The 17,542-nt window shown below is 29.0% G+C and carries 17 protein-coding genes; 2 read left to right on the top strand and 15 right to left on the bottom strand.

Features of this window, described 5'->3' with window-relative positions:
• Window positions 1-12: 12 nt before the first annotated feature.
• Both B0174_RS06280 and B0174_RS06275 read left to right on the top strand, forming a co-directional pair.
• Window positions 13-243 (top strand): FtsB family cell division protein, encoded by a 231-nt coding sequence (locus tag B0174_RS06280; RefSeq protein ID WP_228156426.1) that lies wholly within the window; start codon window positions 13-15, stop codon window positions 241-243.
• On the top strand, window positions 240-971 hold the full coding sequence (locus B0174_RS06275; RefSeq protein WP_108558815.1) for an AMIN domain-containing protein: 732 nt from the start codon (window positions 240-242) through the stop codon (window positions 969-971). The genes B0174_RS06280 and B0174_RS06275 overlap by 4 nt, the downstream gene beginning before the upstream one ends.
• A 44-nt stretch (window positions 972-1,015) precedes the next feature.
• On the opposite strand, the gene B0174_RS06270 is transcribed toward B0174_RS06275, so the two are convergent.
• The 15 genes from B0174_RS06270 to B0174_RS06200 form a co-directional block, all read right to left on the bottom strand.
• Window positions 1,016-1,888, bottom strand: a complete 873-nt coding sequence (locus B0174_RS06270) for a biotin synthase (protein ID WP_108558814.1) — start codon at window positions 1,886-1,888, stop codon at window positions 1,016-1,018.
• Entirely contained in the window at window positions 1,878-2,390 is a 513-nt protein-coding gene (locus tag B0174_RS06265) for a YfcE family phosphodiesterase (protein ID WP_108558813.1), read from the bottom strand. Before B0174_RS06265 ends, B0174_RS06270 begins: the two co-directional genes overlap by 11 nt.
• Before the next feature lie 2 nt (window positions 2,391-2,392).
• The gene (gene topA / locus B0174_RS06260; protein WP_108558812.1) at window positions 2,393-4,759 is read right to left on the bottom strand and encodes a type I DNA topoisomerase; all 2,367 of its coding nucleotides are present in this window, start codon (window positions 4,757-4,759) and stop codon (window positions 2,393-2,395) included.
• 54 nt (window positions 4,760-4,813) lie between these two features.
• Window positions 4,814-5,599, bottom strand: coding sequence for a UDP-N-acetylmuramate dehydrogenase (locus B0174_RS06255; RefSeq protein ID WP_108558811.1), 786 nt, complete (start codon window positions 5,597-5,599; stop codon window positions 4,814-4,816).
• 3 nt (window positions 5,600-5,602) lie between these two features.
• On the bottom strand, window positions 5,603-6,466 hold the full coding sequence (locus tag B0174_RS06250; RefSeq protein WP_108558810.1) for a menaquinone biosynthesis family protein: 864 nt from the start codon (window positions 6,464-6,466) through the stop codon (window positions 5,603-5,605).
• Between the two features lie 121 nt (window positions 6,467-6,587).
• Window positions 6,588-8,090 (bottom strand): NADH-quinone oxidoreductase subunit NuoN, encoded by a 1,503-nt coding sequence (gene nuoN, locus B0174_RS06245; protein ID WP_108558809.1) that lies wholly within the window; start codon window positions 8,088-8,090, stop codon window positions 6,588-6,590.
• Window positions 8,090-9,616 carry an NADH-quinone oxidoreductase subunit M gene (locus tag B0174_RS06240; RefSeq protein WP_108558808.1) on the bottom strand — a complete coding sequence of 509 codons (1,527 nt, stop codon included), beginning with the start codon at window positions 9,614-9,616 and terminating at the stop codon, window positions 8,090-8,092. Before B0174_RS06240 ends, nuoN begins: the two co-directional genes overlap by 1 nt.
• 12 nt (window positions 9,617-9,628) lie before the next feature.
• Window positions 9,629-11,488: an NADH-quinone oxidoreductase subunit L gene (nuoL, locus tag B0174_RS06235; RefSeq protein ID WP_108558807.1), complete on the bottom strand. Its 1,860-nt coding sequence runs from the start codon at window positions 11,486-11,488 to the stop codon at window positions 9,629-9,631.
• Between the two features lie 2 nt (window positions 11,489-11,490).
• Window positions 11,491-11,790: an NADH-quinone oxidoreductase subunit NuoK gene (gene nuoK / locus B0174_RS06230; RefSeq protein ID WP_108558806.1), complete on the bottom strand. Its 300-nt coding sequence runs from the start codon at window positions 11,788-11,790 to the stop codon at window positions 11,491-11,493.
• Window positions 11,787-12,368 carry an NADH-quinone oxidoreductase subunit J gene (locus B0174_RS06225; RefSeq protein WP_108558805.1) on the bottom strand — a complete coding sequence of 194 codons (582 nt, stop codon included), beginning with the start codon at window positions 12,366-12,368 and terminating at the stop codon, window positions 11,787-11,789. Before B0174_RS06225 ends, nuoK begins: the two co-directional genes overlap by 4 nt.
• Before the next feature lie 11 nt (window positions 12,369-12,379).
• Window positions 12,380-13,000: an NADH-quinone oxidoreductase subunit NuoI gene (gene nuoI / locus B0174_RS06220; RefSeq protein ID WP_108558804.1), complete on the bottom strand. Its 621-nt coding sequence runs from the start codon at window positions 12,998-13,000 to the stop codon at window positions 12,380-12,382.
• An 8-nt stretch (window positions 13,001-13,008) separates the two neighbouring features.
• Entirely contained in the window at window positions 13,009-14,001 is a 993-nt protein-coding gene (gene nuoH / locus B0174_RS06215; protein WP_108558803.1) for an NADH-quinone oxidoreductase subunit NuoH, read from the bottom strand.
• 1 nt (window position 14,002) lies between these two features.
• The gene (locus B0174_RS06210) at window positions 14,003-16,477 is read right to left on the bottom strand and encodes an NADH-quinone oxidoreductase subunit G (protein WP_108558802.1); all 2,475 of its coding nucleotides are present in this window, start codon (window positions 16,475-16,477) and stop codon (window positions 14,003-14,005) included.
• Entirely contained in the window at window positions 16,477-17,274 is a 798-nt protein-coding gene (locus B0174_RS06205) for a hypothetical protein (protein ID WP_108558801.1), read from the bottom strand. Before B0174_RS06205 ends, B0174_RS06210 begins: the two co-directional genes overlap by 1 nt.
• The gene (locus tag B0174_RS06200; RefSeq protein WP_108558800.1) at window positions 17,267-17,539 is read right to left on the bottom strand and encodes an NADH-ubiquinone oxidoreductase subunit E family protein; all 273 of its coding nucleotides are present in this window, start codon (window positions 17,537-17,539) and stop codon (window positions 17,267-17,269) included. The genes B0174_RS06205 and B0174_RS06200 overlap by 8 nt, the downstream gene beginning before the upstream one ends.
• Window positions 17,540-17,542: the final 3 nt, after the last annotated feature.

Below are 17,542 nucleotides of genomic sequence, written 5' to 3'. Positions count from 1 at the left end.
ATGAAGCAAAAAATGCGTGTTTATAATAAGTTTATATTAATTGCTCTATTTTCTTTAGCACTTACTATTTATCTTTCATATCACGCAACAAATGTTCTTTTTGGAGATAACTCTTTACAAGTTTATAATTCTTTGAAAAATAAAAAAGAGTATCTCGAAGAAGAGATTTTACGATTGCAAAAAGAAAATGCTTACTTACAAAAAGAGTATTTTGAATTAAAAAACTTGGAGCCAGAAGAATGAAAACTTTATTTTTATTTATACTAACTGTTATTTTAGCCTTAAACCTAAATGCAAGAGAAAATCCATTTGAACCAACAGATTCCTTTGAAGATGAAGTTGGGAAAATTGTACAAATGGATGAGAATTCAGTAAGGAAATCTATGGAAGAAACTCCATATATTAAAGAAATGCAAGAAAAAATGTCAAATGTTACAGGTCAAAATAAAACTAAAGTTGAAGAAAATATAAATAAAGCTATGCCAGCAGTTGAGCCAAAAACTTACTCAAAAAAAGAAGTTGATACTCTAATTCAAAAAACTCAAAAACAAACTGAACAAAAAGCTAAAGAATTAGTTAAAAAAGAAGTTCAAAAAACAACTGAACCAACGCAGGTTGTTTATGTAAAACCAAGAAGTGATGTAGCTGATGATGAATCTTTATTAACTAAAACTATCTTGCCATATTTAAAAGTTGAATATAACGATAATAAATTTATAATACATTCTGAGCATAAAGTTTCAAAAAAGTTTTCTATTGATAAAGAAAATAAAATTATTATTGATTACAAAGGTTTAGTTGAATTTAACACAAAAAAAGACTCTTTAGAATCACAAAGTTTTAAAAAGATTGCTGTAGGAAATCATAAAAAAGAAGGATATTATAGAATTGCTATTGAATTAATTGATAAACCGTCAAAATTTGAAGTAGACTATAAAGATGACATAATTACTATTACTAAAAAGAATTAAAAAAGAGTAGATAATAATCTACCTCTTTTTTAATTAAATAATTCCTATTTCTCGTCAGGCATTATATGAAAATTTTTAGCTATTTTATAACCAAATGATTCAAGTGCTTCAACATCATCTTTTGGAGTTTTTCCACTAGTTGTTAAATAATCTCCAATAACAAAAGCATTAGCACCTCTTTTAAAAATTTCATATTGCTCTTCCCCAAACATTAATTCTCTTCCTCCTGCAACCATAATTTTATGTGCATTTGGAATCATCTTTCTAGCAAGTGTGATTAAATCAAAAGCTTCTTCTCTAGTAATTGTATTTTCAACAATTGGTAAAGCTTCATTTGGATGGAAAAAGTTTAAAGGAACATTCATAGGATCCAATGAATTAATAGCTTCAATCATTGAAATTCTATCTTCTTGAGTTTCTCCCATTCCAAAAATACCACCACAAACAAGTTTTAAACCTGCTTCTTTAACATTTAAACATGTTTGGTATCTTTCATCCCATGAGTGCGTTGTACAAATTGTTGGGTAAAAATCTCTTGATGTTTCTAAGTTGTGGTTATAATTATCAACACCTGCTGCTTTTAACTCTTTTAATTGCTCAACAGACGCCGTTCCATTACAGGCAATTAATCTAAGACCAATATTTTCAGCTTTTATAGCTCTTGCAGCTTGGGCTATAAATTTTGTTTTTTTCTCAGTTAATCCAAGTCCAGCTGTTACTAAACAAAATCCAACAGCTCCATTTGCTCTAGCAATTTTGGCCTCTTTGATAATTTGCTCTATACTTTTTAGTGTATATCTTTGAATATCAGCTTTGTATCTTACACTTTGTGTACAGAATTTGCAATCTTCATTACATGTACCACTTTCAACATTGCAAATAGCACATAAAAATATTTCTTCATTATTATCGTTCATACTTTTTCTCTTCTTTTGTAAAATTTATTTCATTAATTTTTTTAAAATAACGGGAGATTATATACTCATTTTCTTTAATCTCTAGTTGTACACATTCAATCAAAGGCTTTTCTCTAGCACATACTTCTCCAGGATTTATAAAAAGTGTTTTGTTTTTATAGTCACACTCAAAGATATGAGTATGCCCAAAAATCACTACATCACTATCAGGATTTAAGTAATATGGCAAATGCATTAGTTTAAAAGTTGTATCTTTTATTTTAAAATAATAAGGCTCTTGTTTAATGTTATAATTTGAAGCTAAAGACAATAAATGCCTATCATTATTTCCAAAAACTGCCATATATTTTAAACCAGATTCTTCTAATAGTTGAAGATTCTTTTCCAAACATAAATCACCCGCATGAACCAAATAATCACTCTCTATCTCTTTTAAAAAATCAATAACTTCTTTTGTATAGTCACTTTTTAGGTGACTATCCGATAAAATGCCGATTTTCATAATTATTTATCAGCACTCTTTTTTGTTGTAGTTTTTTTAGCTGTTGTTTTCTTTGGAGCTGCTTTTTTAGCTGGTGCTTTTTTTGCACTTGTAGATTTTGATGATCTAGGAGATTTCGCATCTTTTTCAATTATTTCTAAACATTGTTCAAGAGTTAAATCATTTGCTTCTATTCCTTTTGGAATTTTGTAGTTTTTTCTACCTTGTTTTATATAAGGTCCATATTGACCTATTAAAACTTGGATTTTTTCTTTATCAAATGATTTTATTGTAGATTTTTCTTTTGCTTCATCTAAATCTTTAATTATTTCTAATGCTCTTGGTAATTCAACGGTATAAGGATCATCAGTTTTTAACGAATAATATTTAGTTTTTACTTGTAAATATGGACCAAATCTTCCAATATTTGCTTTTATCTCTTCTCCGTTTGCATCAACTCCCACAACTCTTGGAAGTGTAAATAAAAACATTGCTTCTTCAAATGTGATTGAATCCATATTCAAATGATCAGGAATTGCTACAAATTTTGGTTTTTCTTCATCATCTTTTGTCCCAATTTGAATAAATGGTCCAAATCTTCCAACTCTAGCACTAACAGGTTTTCCAGATTTTGGATCAGTTCCTATTTCTCGTACTTGTAAATAATCTTCTTTATTTACACTTGTCTCTTTTTCATCAATAATTTTTTTGAAATTACCATAAAAATCTCTCATTACTTGTTCCCAAGTAATTTTACCCTCAGCAATTTCATCAAACTCTTCTTCAATTTTTGCAGTAAAACCTAAATCAATAATATAAGAAAAATGATCAACTAAAAAACTATTTACAACTTCACCCGTTGGAGTTGGAATTAGTTTTTTATCTTCTGTTTTACTCACATATTCTCTTGCTTGAATAGTTGAGATTGTTGGAGCATAAGTTGAAGGTCTTCCTATTCCCTCACTTTCAAGTTTTTTAACCAATGAAGCTTCTGTATATCTTGCTGGTGGTTTTGTAAAGTTTTGTTCACATTCAAGATTTTCTAACTCTAAAATTGTTCCTACTTCAATATTTGGTAAGATTTTTTCAGTACTATCAAGTGCAGATTCTGGATTATCACTTCCCTCTGTATAGGCTTTCATAAATCCTGCAAAAATAATTCTTTGACCTTTTACTTGAAATTCATACTCTTTATTTTTCCCTGCTTCAATTTTATAAGTAGTATTTGCAATTTTTGCTTGTGCCATTTGAGTTGCAAGTGTTCTTTTCCAAATTAAACTATAAAGTTTGTATTGAATATTTTCCACATATGACTTAATCATACTTGGTCTTAAAGCTAAATTTACAGGTCTAATTGCTTCGTGGGCTTCTTGAGCGCCTTTTGCTTTTGATTTGTAAATTCTAGGTTTTGATAATGAATACTCTTTTCCATACTCTTCATCAATTACGGCTTTTGCAGCTGTTGTAGCAACCACAGAAAGATTTAATGAGTCAGTTCTCATATAAGTGATTAAACCGCCTGTGTGTCCTGGAATATTCCCTACATTCCCCTCATAAAGTTGTTGGGCAACAATCATTGTTTGTTTTACTGAAAGTCCAAGTTTTCTACTTGCTTCTTGTTGTAATGTTGAAGTTGTAAATGGAGCTGCTGGATTTCTTGTGCTATCTTTTTCTTCAATATCAGTTAATTTATAAATACCTTGATTTAAAGAATCTTCAATTTTTAAAGCTTCTTGTTCATTATTTACTTTTGAAGTTTTTCCATTTATTTTTGCTAATTCAGCTTTTAATTCTGGATTTATAAAATCTGCTTTTACTCTCCAATATTCTTCTGGAATAAAAGCTCTTATTTCATTTTCTCTATCAACGATAATTCTAACAGCAACTGATTGAACTCGACCTGCGCTTAAACCATATCTTACTTTTTTCCATAAAAGTGGTGAAAGTTCATATCCAACGGCTCTATCTAAAATTCTTCTTGCTTGTTGAGCATCAACTAAATTTTGGTCAACATCTCTTGGATTTGCTAAAGCTGCTAAAATTGCATCTTTTGTAATTTCATGAAATACAATTCTTTTTATAGGATTTTTTTCGATTTTAAGTGCAGGAATTAAATGCCAAGCTATGGCCTCACCTTCCCTATCCTCATCGGCCGCTAGGTAGATGGTTGTATCTTTGTCTATATGTTTTCTTAAATCGCTTATTACTTTTTTCTTATCTGTTGAAACTAAATATTTTGGTTTAAAGTTATCATCTGGATCAAACCCTAATTGAGATTTTGGTAAGTCTCTTACATGACCCATTGAGGCCATTACTGTATAATCACTACCTAAAAATTTCGATATTGTTTTCGCTTTTGCTGGGGACTCCACTATTACTAAATTCTTCACTAAAAAACCTTACATTATTTTTAAAGTTTGCATTCTAACATAAATAAATTAATTTTACTTGTAAATTATAATCTCTTCTTCTATATCTATACTAAACTCTTCTTTTATCTTTTTCTTCGCCAAATCAATCAAATATATCGCATCTTCGAAAGTTCCAGCACCATTATTTACTAAAAAATTTGCATGTTGTTCTGAGAAACTCATGTCCCCTTGCCTCAGACCTTTTAAATTAATCGCTTCAATTAATCTTCCTGCAAAATCACCTTTTGGGTTTTTAAAACAGCTTCCAGCACTTGGCACATGAGGTTGATTGTCTCTCATTTTATTAAACTCTTTTAGTTTTTCTTTACAAAAACCAAACTCAATATTAAAAACTACTTCATAAACTATGGTATCTATTTTAGTATGTCTATATGAAAAATCAACATCTTCTTTTTTTATATATCCATCTTTTGTTTTTATACTATTTATATAATTAAACATTTCCCAAGATTTAAGTCCAGCATTCATTTTAACCAAACCACCTAAATTTCCAGGTAGTTTTGCTAAAAATTCCAAATTTGCAATATCATTATTTCTAGTATAGGTAAGAAGTTTACCAGAAGTTGTGGCACAGCCAACAAAAAGTTGATTTCCCTCTTGTTTTATATAATCAAAGTTTTCACCTAAAACTGCAAACTTTTTATTTGTATTTGGAGATATTAGAAGATTATTAGCACGACCTATAATTTGATAATCACTATAATCGCCTATTTCATTTATTTCTAAAACATCTAAAACAGGACCTATTTTTATTGAAGAATATTTTTTAAAATCTATTGTTTTTATACTATTTGACATCTATTATTTGGCTCTTAACTCTTCATATTCACTTGGGATTAAAAAATCTTGCGATTTTACAAGATTTTCATAAAAACCATTTTTATATCCAAGTTCATACAATTTATCCAAAGCTTTATATTGTAACTCGCTCATTTTTACTGAGTTATCATTTGCATATAAATCTAAATATTTATCTAAAGTTTCAGCATTTACTCTAATTAATCCTTTTTCAATTAACATAGGAGCTAAGACTTTTCTGTTTTTATTTGCAACTTCAACTGCTTTTATTAAAGTATTTTCATAATTTATAGCATCACTTAGAGGAAGTGATCGTCTTAAACACATTCCACCAAGTGGTAATGGTAAATCTCCACCACTTAATTCAACCCAAATATCCCAAATTTCTCGTTCAACTTCTAACTGCTCGTTATAATTCAAAATTGATTCATGAATTAAAACACCAGCATCTACAGTTCCATTTAAAACAGCTTCTTCAATTTCTAAAAAATTTAAATAAGTAATTCTTGCATTTGGATATGCGATTTTAAAGATAAGTGCATTAGTTGTAAATTCTCCACTAAGAGCAACTTTAAAATTCTTTTTTAAAGTAGTTCCTTTTTTCTTTATAAGTTTAGGTCCATAACCCTCACCAAAAGAAACGGCTGTTTTTAATAAGGCATAATCATCTTTTACAAAAGGATACAAAGCAAAAGAAATTGCACAAATGTCATATTCACCCTTTAGCGTTGCTTGATTTAAACTTTCTATGTCATCTGCGATATTTTCAAACTTTGCATCTTTTGGAGTAACCCAACCAAATTTAATGGCGTAATACATAAAAATATCATCAGCATCTGGTGAATGAGCTACACTTATAGTTTTCAATTTCTTATCCTTGACTTTTTTCTTTGGGGATTGTAACAAGTTATGGTTTATTGTTTGGTTATATTGATTTTATTATAAGAAATTCTAACCATTTTTCATTAATGATTAGAATTCTTATTAATTAAAATCCTGAGTTTGAGACTAATGTTGAAATTATATTTAAAAGTGGATCTATTAATAAAACTGCAATTATTGTTAAAAAAACTGCAAAACCAACGATTGATTTTGTTGGAGTTGTTGCATTTTGCATAAACTCAGTATTCGCACCTTGTTCAACATCTCTTAAAAACATATAAGAAATTGGTCTTAAATAATAATAAGCAGCAATTACAGAATTTAATACCATTATAATAGCTAAAGCAATATGTCCTGAATTAACAGCACTTGATATTAAATACATTTTCCCCCAAAATAATGCAAAAGGAGGAAGACCTGATAATGCAAATAAGAATAAAGCTAAAATTGAAGCACTAAATGGCGATATTTGAGCAAGTCCTGAGAATTTAACAAAAGTATATGGAGATTCATAATCTTTAAACTCTTTTCCTCTATTAAGCCATAACATACCAAAAGCACCAAAATTTGTAATTGTAAATAAAATCCAATATAAAAATAAAGCATTTGTTGCTTGTTGTGTTCCAATTGCAATTGCTGCCATCGCCATACCTGTATTTGAAATTGAAGAGTAAGCAAGCATTCTTTTAATATCTTTTTGTTGTAATGCAATTAAATTTGGAATAGTCATTGTTAAAATTACTGTTACATAAAGTATAGTTTGAATGATAATATCATTAGCATGAATAAATATTTCAAAAAATCTCAAAGCTACTACAAAACCAGCAATCTTTGGTACAACAGAAATAAATCCAGCTAATGCAGAAGTTGATCCTTGATAAACATCAGGAACCCAAACATGATATGGGAATAATGATAATTTAAATCCAATAGCCGCAAACATAAACGCAAAACCAACTAATACTAAAATATAATTAGAGTAATTTTCCATTGATAAAAAACCATCTTGAGTTAAAACTTGAGCCATTTGAGCTAATTCAACTGTTCCTGTAATTGCATAAAATATCATTGAACCAAATACAAAAAATGCAGCTGCTAAGGCACCCATTGTAAAATATTTGACAGCAGCTTCTATTGATACCATTCTATTATGCATTGCTATTAATGTATATAAAGCAAGTGAAGATGTTTCAAGCCCTACAAAAATTAAAATCAATGAATCTGAACTAACCATAAATTGAAATCCAGCAACTGCAAATAAATAAAGTGCAAAATATTCAGCATATCTAAATTCTTGAAGTCTTAGTTTTGATAATCCCAATAAAATAAATAATATTGAACCTCCAATGATTATACATTGAGATAAAATAGCTATTCCATCAACTAACATTAAATCAAATAAACCTCTTGGTTCTCCATTAAAAGACAAAAGAGTAAACAAATCAAAAATTAAAAATAAAACAACCAAAATTACATAAAGTGATTTATGTTTATTTTTATTAAATATATCTGTTAATAAAATTCCTAAAGCCCCAATTATCGCGATTGATATTGGTGCTATTGTTCCTAAATTTAAACTATCTAAACTTATATTTATAGGCTCAATCATTATTTAATCTCCCCAATAGAGTTTAAAGCTCTTAATTTTTCTTTTGAATCATTATTAACTGCTTTTATTTCCATTACTTTTGTAAGTTGAGTTACTGTTGTATTTAAAGGATCTAATACTACTTTTGGATATATCCCAAGTGCTATAATCAAAATAACTAAAGACCCAAGCGCTATTAATTCTCTTCCTAAAATATCTTTCATACTTTTATTTTCTTCTTTTACAAGGTTTCCAAAGAAAGTTCTTTTGTACATTGCTAACATATAAACAGCACTTAAAACAATCGTTAAAGATCCAATAAATGCAAGTATTGGTGAGAATTTAAAGAATCCTAAGAGTGATAAAAATTCACCAATAAATCCAATAGTTAAAGGTAATCCAATTGAAGCCATTAAAACTATTCCATAAACTAGGGCAAACATTGGCATATTATGGGCTAATCCTCCAAACTCTTTTATCATTTTGGTTTTTCTTCTATCATATAACACACCAACACACATAAAAAGCGCTCCTGAAACAATTCCATGACCTATCATCAAATAAACAGCACCTGAAACTCCCTCAACATTTAAAGCAAATACTCCAAGAGTAATAACTCCCATGTGAGAAATTGATGAATAAGCAATCATTTGTTTCATATCTTCTTGTGCATAAGCAATCATTGCCGTATAAATAATCGCTATTAATCCTAAAGTTGCCATAAATCCAGCAAAATATACACTAGCATCTGGGAATAAAGGAAGAGAGAAACGAATAAATCCATAAGTTTCCATTTTTAGTAACACTGCTGCTAAAATAATAGAACCAATTGTTGGTGCTTGTCCATGTGCTAATGGTAACCATGTATGAAATGGGAACATTGGAACTTTTACTGCAAATGCCATAAAAAATGCGATAAATAACCAAAGTTGTAAGTCAAAAGGAAGAATTAAACTATTCCAATCAAGGAAACTAAAACTCCAAACTCCTGTTGCTTCATGAAAAATATATCCAAAATACAAAATCCCAACAAGCATTATTAATGAACCTGTGAATGTATATAAAAAGTATTTAATTGCTGCGTAAAATCTTTTTTCTGCACCCCAAAATCCAATAATATAAAACATTGGAATAAGTGTAAATTCCCAAAATACATAAAATAAAATTAAATCTAAAGAAACAAAAACTCCTACCATTGTCATTTCTAAAAACAACATTGTAATAATTAAGTTTTTTACACCTTTTTTTTCTGTTAAACCTATAACTGCAATCATTGTCATAAATGCAATCATAATTATTAAAAATAGACTTATACCATCAACACCAACTAAATAATTAATTCCATAAGTACTAATAAGTGGAAGACTTTGAACAAACTGCATACCAGCAACACTTGGGTCAAAATAGTACCAAAGTAATAATGATAAAATAAATTCAACTACAGTTACAACAACTCCGTATTGTCTCATAGAATCTTTATCTATTAAAAATCCAACAATCGCTGCTGCTGCTGGAAAAAATATCAACATTGATAAAATATGTTCCATTTACATAACCCCTTAAAGTACTGATAAAACTAAGGCAAAAACTAATCCTAGGATTAATCCAACCGCCATAAGTCTTAACGATGATGATAAATTTCCAGTTTGAATAGGTCTTGCTTTTACACCTAATTTATTAATAAGGTGAGCTAAACTATCAACTGTTGTATCAATTAATTTTATTTCAATTGTTCTCCATGCCCAAACACAAATCGCATAATATGGTTTTGAAATAACATTTTCATAAATTTTTGGAATAAAATATTGGTTAATTAACAATTTATAAATTGCTGTATCTTCCCAAGATTTACTAAATCCACCTTTTTTATATTTAAACACTGCAAGTAAAATTCCACCAATTGCCACAGCACTTGTAAGTAAAATCAATATCCAAGTTGTTGAATGTTTAATATTAGTAGCTTCCCAAGTTGGAAGGACTCTTGTAACAAACTCAATAAATGAATGTTCAAACCAACCCGCAATTACTGCTAATATAGCAAGTGGAATCATTGCTGCAATTACAAAGTTTTTAGCTTCATGTGGATGAAATTCTTCATTTGAATAATTTTGAGTTCCAAAGAAAATTTTCATTACAAGTCTAAATGAATAAAATGCTGTTAAACCAGCTGTTATCCATAATATTGTCCATAAAATAATAGCATCAGCATTAAATGCAACTTCAAGAATTTTATCTTTTGAAAAGAATCCAGCAAGTGGAAAAATTCCGGCAAGTGCTAAAGAAGCGATAATCATAATAATTGAAGTTCCTTTCATTTTATTATGAAGACCACCCATTTTTCTAATGTCTAATTCATCATCCATAGCATGCATCACATTTCCAGCACCCAAAAATAATACTGATTTAAAAAATGCATGAGCAGCTAAGTGAAAAAGTGCTACCCAATAAGCTCCAAGTCCAGCTGCTACAAACATATATCCAAGTTGTGATAGTGTTGAATAAGCAATAATTCTTTTCATATCATTATTTACTAAAGCCATTGAAGCTGCAAAAATTGCCACAAAAGCGCCAAGAGCTGCTATTGTGTATCCAACTTCAGGAACAAGAGTATAAAGTTCATTTGCTCTTACAACTAAATAAACTCCAGCTGTTACCATTGTTGCGGCATGAATTAAAGCAGAAACAGGAGTTGGTCCCTCCATCGCATCTGCTAACCATGTATGAAGTGGAAATTGTGCTGATTTTCCCATGGCTCCTAAAAATAACAATCCAGCTATCCATACTAAAGTGCTATTTTCCAAAGTAGAAATTTGAGCAAATACAATATCATATTGTAAACTTCCAATATTCCAATAAATTAAAAACATTCCAAGAAGTAAACCTAAATCTCCAACTCTATTCATAATAAAAGCTTCATTAGCAGCCCATGATGCTGATTCTTTGTGATACCAAAAACCAATCAATAACCAAGAACAAACTCCAACACCTTCCCATCCTATGAATAAAACAGCAAAGTTATCACTCATTACAAGAACTAACATTGAAAATACAAAAGCTGAAAGATATGAAAAATATCTATTAAAACCCTTATCATGTTCCATATAACCAATAGAATGAATATGAACCATTGTTGATACAACTGTTACTACACTCATCATTACAACACTTACTTGATCAACCACAAATCCAAAAGGAATATCTAGATTTCCTATTACTATCCAATCAAATAGATTTATAATTAAAGTAGTATCTGTTGTATAAACAAAATACAAAAGAGTTAAAGATGCATACATTGATACAGCTAACATAAAAGATGTAAATAATCCAGTAAATAAAGTCTTTTTTTGCATTGAAAATAATGCTGCTATTAAAGAACCTACAAGTGGGGTAAAAAGTGCAATATATATATATTTTTCCATGCTTACCCTTTCATTCTTGCAATATCATCTAAATTCATAGAACCTGTTCTTTTGTACCATAAGATAAGTAATCCAAGACCAACAGCAACTTCACTAGCAGCAACGGCAATGATAAAAAATGCAAACATTTGTCCTGTTAAATCTCCATGAAATTTTGAAATAGCTGCAAATCCTACATTTACCGCATTTAGCATAATTTCTGTTGAGAAAAATAACATTAATACATTTTTTCTTCTCATTACTCCTATTAAACCAATACAAAATAGAATTGTTGAAAGTATTAAATACGCATTAAGAGTCATTTAATCTCCTTTTGAGATGCATTCTCAAGTCTGATTTTTTCATCTATTTCTTCTTCTTTCATTTCCGAATATGATTCGTTCATCTTTTTACCTGCAAGTACAATTCCACCAATCATTGCAACTAAAAGCATGATGGCTGCTAATTCAAAAGCTACTAAATATTTTGTAAATAATATAATCCCAATATCAGCAGTATTCCCATATTCAGGATGTATTGGATAATCAGCTTCAAGATTTTGTCCAATAACTGGCGCAATTAATACAATAACTACAATTAAAGCAATAATTCCTGAAAGTAAAAATACTAATCTTGGATTTTTTATTTTCTCTTTTACTTCTGATAATGAGTCAAAAAACATCATTCCAAATGCGTATAAAGCCATAACTGCACCTGTATAAACTACGATTTGAACTGCACCTAAAAAATCTGCATTTAATAAAAAGAAAAATGCTGAGATAAAAATCATTCCAGCAGCTAGTGAACTTAATGCATATAAAGCATTATTTGTTAAAACTGTAATACTAAACATACTAATAGTTAACACGGAAAATATTATAAAAGCTATAATTTCAAACATTCAAACTCCTCTTAGTATGATAATGGTGTTTTTTTAATTTTTTTATCTGCATCTGGTGATACTGAACCATATCCTTCAAATTCAAGTTGCGCTCCTAAGCCATTTTTCGAAGTTAAAATATCTTCTTTTAATGAAAAATGAGCTCTTTGTTCACTTGAGTTTTCATATCTTCCCCCATGAACGATTGCTAATTCTGGACAAACCTCAGCACAATATCCACAGAAAATACATCTTCCCATATTTATTGTATATTGCAGCACTTCTTTTCTAGAATTTTCATCAATTCTAGTTTCCATTCTAATACAATTTGCAATACAAATTTTTTCACAAAGACCACAACCAATACATCTTTCTTCTCCAGATTCTAAAAGTCTAAGAAGTTTATGAACAGCTCTATATCTTGGACCAATTGGAAGTTTTTCTTTTGGATATTGAACTGTTGCCATTTCACCTTTAAATAATGCTCGATACATTATTCCAAAAGTGATTCTCATACCAACAAAAAGTTCACCTTTTATAGAACGAGCAAATACTTGTTTTAACATATCCCATGAAGTTTCAGGATAATTATCTTCTTGAACGGTGATATAGTTATCTGATATATTTCTATTTTTAAAATCTTTTAGTTCCATTTTAACTCCTAAAACATCATCACAAAACCAGTAACTAAAATATTTAGTACTGCAAGTGGCATTAATATTTTCCAACATAACCACATTAATTGATCAGGTCTAATATGAGGCCAAGAAGCTCTTGTCCATAAAAAGATAAAAATCAAAAACATAACTTTTAATACAATTGCAAATCCACCTGGAATAAACCATAAATCATTAAATCCACCTAAAAATATAAGTGTAATTAAAAATGAAATTGTAAAAAGGTTCGCATATTCTCCAATAAAAAACATACCCCATCTCATACCTGAATATTCAGTTGCATAACCAGCAACCAGTTCAGCTTCATGCTCAAGTAAATCAAATGGAGTTCTATTAGTTTCAGCAAATCCAGCAATTGTAAATAACACAAAAGCCAAAGGTTGTGACCAAATTATCCAGTCAGTTATTCCACCTGCTTGATAGTTATTAATATCAATTAAAGATAAACTTCCAACCATCATAAGTGGAGCTAAAAGTGAAAGTCCTGATACCACTTCATAAGATAAAAGCTGAATTGCAGTTCTAGCACCTCCAAGTAATGCCCATTTATTTGCACTACTCATTCCTCCAAGTAATGGTCCATAAAGTCCAACAGCTCCCACAGACATTACAAATAAAACACCCACATTAATATCAGAAATAATTGGTCTTACTGTATATCCAAACATTTCAAATTCAGGGAAAAATGGAACTGCACTCATTGCTATAAATGCAGTTGCAGCAGTAATTAAAGGTGCCACCATAAAAACTGGTTTATTTGCATTTGCAGGAATAAAATCTTCTTTACAGAATAGTTTAATCCCATCCGCTGCTATTTGTAATAACCCATAAGGACCAACATTTGTGGGTCCAAGTCTTCGTTGCATAAATGCTAAAACTTTTCTTTCAATATAAGTTGTAAATCCAGCAAGTGCTGAAAAAACTGATAAAACAACAACTACTTTTACAATTGTTTCTACAATAATACTTGTTTCCATTTTATGCCTTTACTACTTTTGCTTTATTAAATCTATAAGTATTAAATAAGGCATTTGATGGGCTATTTTTCATAAATGTTGATACATAAGGAATATTTCCATCTATTTGAATATCAATAAAAGCAAATAATTCTAACTCTTGATTATTAGCCTTTACTTTTACTTTATCGCCTTTTGTTAATTCAAGTTTTTCAAATAAAGCTTTTGAGAAAAATATTCCATCTTGTAAATTTTCTTTAAATTCATGGCTAATTGCTGTAAATTCATTAAATTGATTAATTGGATTTGCTTTATAAATCAAAATCTCATCAGAAGCTAAAGTGATTTTTTCTATATTTATTTGTTTTGTTGTATCTTGAACAAAAGTATCATTTGCTCTTATTTCATAACCTCTATATTCAACTTGGTCATTTCCAAATTTATTTGGTAAATTATCAAAATCAATAGCTTCATAACCTTTTTCTTTTGGAAGTTTTGCTGTGTATTCTATTGTATATTCCACATCTTCATTTAAAAGTTCATTTGCAATTTCGTTTAATGTATAACCATTAAATCCTAAAGCTGCATTTGTAGGAATCACTTTTTTATCAATATTTGTAAAAGTTCCCTCTTGTTGATTTAGTGCTGGAATATCTAAGTTTCCATCACCTAAAGCTGAAAGTTCAAAATCTGCTTTCATATTATAACCCACAGAAAAACCATCAACTTCATTTGAAAGGGTACAGATTTGTGCAACTCCTAAAGTATTTGTTTGAGATGGAATAATTACTACACTAAAAGGCGTACATTTATCAATTAATCCACAAAGTTTTGCAAGATTTTCAGCATTTGGATGAGTGATTAAATCCTCTCCTACTATTAAAGAAAAAGTATCTTTTTTAGCTAACATTTCATCAAGTAAATCTATAAATGATTCATCTTTTCCAAAATCAGCCAATAAAGAAATATATTCGTAAGAAACTTCTTTTGAAACATTTGTAGAAACTACTTTTTTAACTTCTTTTTCTTCACCCGTTGTTTCATCAACCACGATTTCAACAACATTTTCTTTTACAACTTCTATTAAAGTTTTAGTTCTTGTTTCTTTTAAAGAGTTGATATATTCTTGAACTTCTTCTGGTAAATTTTTTCCAAATTTATATAATATAAAATATAAAATCGACTCTTCAACCATTGCATCATGATAGATAAATTCAGTTGTTTTACCTTTTTTACCAATTTTTTCCATAACTGGGTCAGATATAGGATGAAAATATAATCCACTTCCTTTATTCATAGAAACTGAATTATTAAAAGCATATCTTGCATTTGGTAAATCAGATTTCAAATAAGAACCCACAGAAATTACAAAGTTTGCATTATGTACATCTGCTAATTTTGAAGAATAAAGAGATTTTCCTGAAGTTTTAGAGTAGTTTTTTAAAAATTCTTGGTATCTTTTTGCATCTTCATTTACAAGATTTGCTCCCATTTTAGAAGCTATTTTTTCTAAAATCAAAGCTTCTTCATTTGTGATATATGAATTAAATCTAATATTTTTTGCTTTTTTGAAAGCTTCTAGCGCTTTTGCAAAAGCATCTTTATCTTTTGATTCAACTTTATTTTCAAAATCATAAGCAAATCTTCCTGCTCCATTTACAGTTGAAAAATGTGGTTCATTTGTAACTCTATAGATTTTTTTAGTGCTGTGTTTATCTATTGATTCATGTTTAATTTCATAATACATAAAAGCACAATCACTTGAGTGAGGATTTGCAGCTGGTATTTTTTTAAGTTCCCAAGCATTTGAAGTATATTGAAAATCATGAGAAACTAAAGCTCCAACAGGACAAGCTGAAATACACTCTCCACAGTTAGTACAGGCATCAGCATCATAACCAATAAGTGATTTATTAAGTTTATTCCACATAGCATAAGCATCTTTTGGCATCTCATCTTTAAACACTTTATCAATATTATCAGAATCTCTTTTTACCGTACTAAGTGCTTTTGAACCTACCATATCTTCACATACAGTTACACATCTTTCACAAACAATACATAAAGCTGGGTCATAATTCATAACTCCCCAATGTTGTGTTGGTCTGTGAATATCTTTTATGCTAAAACTTTGAGAATCAACTTTCATATATAAAGAATAATTTTGTAATTCACACTCACCACTTTGGTCACAAACACCACATTGTAATGGATGATTTACATCATAAACTTCCATTATCGCTCGTCGTTCTTTTTCTATATTTTCAGTGTTAGTTGAAATATTCATATCAGCTTTAACTTTTGTATTACAGCCATATACTTGTTTACCATCAGCTTCAACTAAACACAATCTACAGGCAAGTGTTGGCGAACATCTTGTCAAATAACAAACAGCAGGAACAAATACATTATTTGCCCTTGCTACATTTAAAATAGATTCACCATCTTTGGCTTGAACTTCTTTTCCATCAATTGTTAGGGTAATCATATCGCTCATTATGCTTCGACCTTTTCAATTTTTACTTGTTTATATTTATATCCTGAAAAAATATCTTCATCATTTTTCATTTTTAATATGGCAATTGTTCCATTTAAATTTTCATCAATTTTTATTATTCTTTTTATTTTTTCATTTTTTGATATTACAAAAACTTCATTTCCATTTGATACTTTTGAAATGTTTGCAAAAGTTTGACTCGCTACTAATTCATTATTATTTTCATCAATTAATTTATAAACCAAAGTTCCATTAAATGACTTTAATTCTTCTAATTCTTTTAAATCAAAATTCTTGCAAGAATCTATTTTTTTTGCTAAGTCTTCATTTAAAACAACTAAATTAAAATCTGAATATTTTTTTATTAAAGCAAGTAATTGAATAATATTTTCTATTTTTTCATGATTTGATAAATCATCTCCAATAATTAAAGTTTTAACTTTTGCATTTAAAGAGTTTTCAAAAGCTTCTTCAAACTCTTCTTCTCCCGCACTACTTTCAGCACTAACATATCCTAAGTCTAAATCATCTAAATAATTTTTGACATTTTCATCACAATTTGAAGTAAAACTATTTAATAATAAAGCACTAATGCCCTCTTCACTTCCAACTTCATATTTTATTATTTGAGAATAAAAAGGTTTTAAAGTTGAATTATCAATAGGATGCATATAAACAAACTTTGCACCATTATTTTCAACAGCTTTTAAAATAGAATCTTTTAATTTTTCATCTTCAATAAAAGTTCCAAAAGAGATAATGAAATCACTATTTAAAATTTGTTTTATATTATTCATCTTTTTCACTCTCTTCAACTATAATTTTTAGTTCGGGTTTTGTTTTTTTTACTACTATTGTCCAATCTACTTCATTAAATTTTAATGAATTCATTAATGTATATCCAGCTTCATAAACCACATCTGCTGATTTTTGAATATGGCTAAAATCTCCAATTTCAAACAAAATAATTGCAGTTTCTTCAGGTGTTATTTGTTTATCAAGAAGTTCCAACATTCTAGTGTAGAAGTCATCTTTTAAATATCTTAAATCAAATCTTTTCATAAT

The organism is Arcobacter caeni, from assembly GCF_003063245.1.
Taxonomy (GTDB): Bacteria; Campylobacterota; Campylobacteria; order Campylobacterales; family Arcobacteraceae; genus Aliarcobacter; species Aliarcobacter caeni.
The sequence above is the reverse complement of the archived record's forward strand: the minus strand, read 5'-3'. Positions and strand labels throughout refer to the sequence as shown.

What these genes read in the sequence shown, in the direction of transcription:
- B0174_RS06280 (WP_228156426.1), top strand. Translation starts at nt 13, where the DNA reads ATGCGTGTTTATAATAAGTTTATATTAATTGCTCTATTTTCTTTAGCA.
- B0174_RS06240 (WP_108558808.1), bottom strand. Translation starts at nt 9,616, where the DNA reads ATGGAACATATTTTATCAATGTTGATATTTTTTCCAGCAGCAGCAGCG.
- B0174_RS06205 (WP_108558801.1), bottom strand. Translation starts at nt 17,274, where the DNA reads ATGAATAATATAAAACAAATTTTAAATAGTGATTTCATTATCTCTTTT.
- nuoN (WP_108558809.1), bottom strand. Translation starts at nt 8,090, where the DNA reads ATGATTGAGCCTATAAATATAAGTTTAGATAGTTTAAATTTAGGAACA.
- B0174_RS06275 (WP_108558815.1), top strand. Translation starts at nt 240, where the DNA reads ATGAAAACTTTATTTTTATTTATACTAACTGTTATTTTAGCCTTAAAC.
- B0174_RS06255 (WP_108558811.1), bottom strand. Translation starts at nt 5,599, where the DNA reads ATGTCAAATAGTATAAAAACAATAGATTTTAAAAAATATTCTTCAATA.
- nuoH (WP_108558803.1), bottom strand. Translation starts at nt 14,001, where the DNA reads ATGGAAACAAGTATTATTGTAGAAACAATTGTAAAAGTAGTTGTTGTT.
- B0174_RS06210 (WP_108558802.1), bottom strand. Translation starts at nt 16,477, where the DNA reads ATGAGCGATATGATTACCCTAACAATTGATGGAAAAGAAGTTCAAGCC.
- B0174_RS06200 (WP_108558800.1), bottom strand. Translation starts at nt 17,539, where the DNA reads ATGAAAAGATTTGATTTAAGATATTTAAAAGATGACTTCTACACTAGA.
- nuoK (WP_108558806.1), bottom strand. Translation starts at nt 11,790, where the DNA reads ATGACTCTTAATGCGTATTTAATACTTTCAACAATTCTATTTTGTATT.
- B0174_RS06270 (WP_108558814.1), bottom strand. Translation starts at nt 1,888, where the DNA reads ATGAACGATAATAATGAAGAAATATTTTTATGTGCTATTTGCAATGTT.
- nuoI (WP_108558804.1), bottom strand. Translation starts at nt 13,000, where the DNA reads ATGGAACTAAAAGATTTTAAAAATAGAAATATATCAGATAACTATATC.
- B0174_RS06225 (WP_108558805.1), bottom strand. Translation starts at nt 12,368, where the DNA reads ATGTTTGAAATTATAGCTTTTATAATATTTTCCGTGTTAACTATTAGT.
- B0174_RS06265 (WP_108558813.1), bottom strand. Translation starts at nt 2,390, where the DNA reads ATGAAAATCGGCATTTTATCGGATAGTCACCTAAAAAGTGACTATACA.
- nuoL (WP_108558807.1), bottom strand. Translation starts at nt 11,488, where the DNA reads ATGGAAAAATATATATATATTGCACTTTTTACCCCACTTGTAGGTTCT.